Below are 2,243 nucleotides of genomic sequence, written 5' to 3' on the forward strand. Positions count from 1 at the left end.
GACTCGAACGCAGTCTCGAGTTCATCAAGACTATCGTATATCTGTGTTTCCAGTTGATAGACCCTCGACAAGAAATCAGGGTTGAGCTGTTCATCGGTGAAGAATGTCGCATCACCATATCCAAGAAACTCTATCTTGTCGCGCAGCTCGTTCATTGTTCGAAGTATCTTGGAGATGTCATCGACAACCGACGTTTCTGCGTCGTTTGCCTTCTCGATGACGTCGGAAAGGATTTCCCTCAGGTCGTCCAGCTTCAACACCATGGTATCTCGCACCATCTTATCAGCAGTACGACGCTGGTCTTTGCTCTGATAGCCCACAAAATTCGGGATGCGAGCTGTCAGTTCTGCACACCAGTCACGCGGTGTAATTCCTGCGTCGGCCTTGTCATCCATAGCATCCCCCTTTGCCACCAAGAGTCTACTCTGTGAATTCTACATACGGTGGCAGAACAAGTCAAACCACGATGCTGGTCTGCTCCCGCCACAGTCGGCTGTTTGACGAAAGCCATGGGCGCGGTAAACTATCTTAGAAACAGATATGCAGGGGTCCGGCTCTCCTTTGCGTCACAGGCAGTGCCGGGAACGGAGGCATTATTCCATGAACTGGGCAAACTTGACAGAACGTGCTCAAAAGGCCGTATGGATGGCACAGGAGTCGGCCAGCTCGCTGGGTAACGACTTCCTTGACACCGACCATCTCCTGATTGGTCTTGCCAAGCTGGAAGAAGGTATAGCGTATGAGGCCATGGTTGCCAGTGGCATTGATCTTCACAAACTGGTCGACTATGTTTCCGATCAGGTGCGAGGGGTCAAGCATAACAACTTCCTCGGCAGAAATGATGAGATCATCCTCACGCCCAGGGCAAAGAAGGTCCTTGACCTGGCTGAACGCGAGGCTATCAACCTCGGAGACGGGTATATCTCAACGGAACACATCTTGCTGGCGATCGTTCACGAGGGTGGCGGTGTGGGTGTTCGAAGTCTGGAGGATGAAGGTGTCGACGTTTCGAAGCTTGTGAACACAGTTCTCTCGTTGCGTGGAACCGAGCACACGACGGAGCCTCCTCGCCCAGGTCACCAGCCGCGGCAGCGCACCAAGACGCCGACGCTTGACCAGTACAGTCGCGATCTGACAGAGATGGCTCGTCAGGGAAAACTCGACCCGGTCATCGGTCGTGACAAGGAGACTGAGAGACTGCTCCAGATATTGTTGCGGCGGACCAAAAACAATCCTGTTCTCATCGGTGACCCGGGCGTAGGCAAGACAGCCATCGTCGAGGGGCTGGCACGAAAAATCGTTGCGGGCGAAGTACCTGAACTTCTCAAGAACAAGCGTGTCATTTCGCTCGATATCCCAAGCCTTGTGGCGGGGACCAAATACCGTGGCGAATTCGAGGACCGGATGAAGAAGTTTCTGGCCGAGATGAAGACGGCTGGCAACACTGTCATTCTGTTCATCGACGAGTTGCACAACGTTGTGGGGGCCGGGTCTGCAGAAGGAAGTTCTATCGATGCGGCCAACATCCTCAAGCCGGCGCTGTCGAGAGGCGAGCTTCAGACGATTGGAGCGACCACACTCGGAGAGTACCACAAATATATCGAGAAGGACCCGGCGCTCGAGCGTCGGTTCCAACCAATCGTCGTTAGTGAATCCACCGTACCCGAGTCGATCGAAATCCTGAAGGGGCTGCGCGACAGGTATGAGGCTCACCATCAGGTAACCATTACGGACGCGGCCATCGAAGCTGCCGTCAGGCTCTCTGTGAAGTACATCACGAGCCGGTTCCTGCCGGACAAGGCAGTCGACCTCATGGATGAAGCCAGCGCCAAGGTAAGGCTTGCTTCTACCGTTCCAAGTGACGAATACCGTCAACTGCAGGATGAACTCGACAAGATCGAGCGGGAGAAGGACGACGCCATTCGCAATCAGGAGTTCGAGAAGGCGGCGGGTCTGCGAGACCAGGAGCGGGACGTTCACGACAAGATCGAAACGATGAAAGGAAGCTCGTTTGTGGCATCGGCTGCACGGGAAGCAGTAGTGAGCCCGGATGACATTCGCGCTGTTGTGGCTCTGTGGACTAACATTCCAGCCGCGCGGCTTGCTGAGGATGAACGTGCAAAGCTGCTTCACCTCGAGGACGCTCTTCGAACCAGAGTCGTTGGGCAGGACCCGGCTGTGGCCCTCATGGCAGAGGCCCTGAGGCGCTCTCGTGCGGGACTCAAACATCCTACGAAGCCCAT

2 protein-coding genes are annotated in these 2,243 nt (G+C 55.1%); one reads left to right on the forward strand and one right to left on the reverse strand.

Going from position 1 to position 2,243, the window contains the following annotated elements; translation table 11 throughout:
• A partial coding sequence (locus tag SMC5_RS10680; RefSeq protein WP_165848972.1) for a hypothetical protein occupies window positions 1–395 on the reverse strand: 395 nt, incomplete at its 3' end.
• Between the two features lie 205 nt (window positions 396–600).
• Between SMC5_RS10680 and SMC5_RS04320 the strand changes: the two genes are divergently transcribed.
• On the forward strand, window positions 601–2,243 hold a 1,643-nt coding region (locus SMC5_RS04320; RefSeq protein ID WP_243624980.1), incomplete at its 3' end, for a Clp protease N-terminal domain-containing protein.

It is taken from the genome of Candidatus Cryosericum odellii (assembly GCF_003570935.1).
Taxonomy (GTDB): Bacteria; Caldisericota; Caldisericia; order Cryosericales; family Cryosericaceae; genus Cryosericum; species Cryosericum odellii.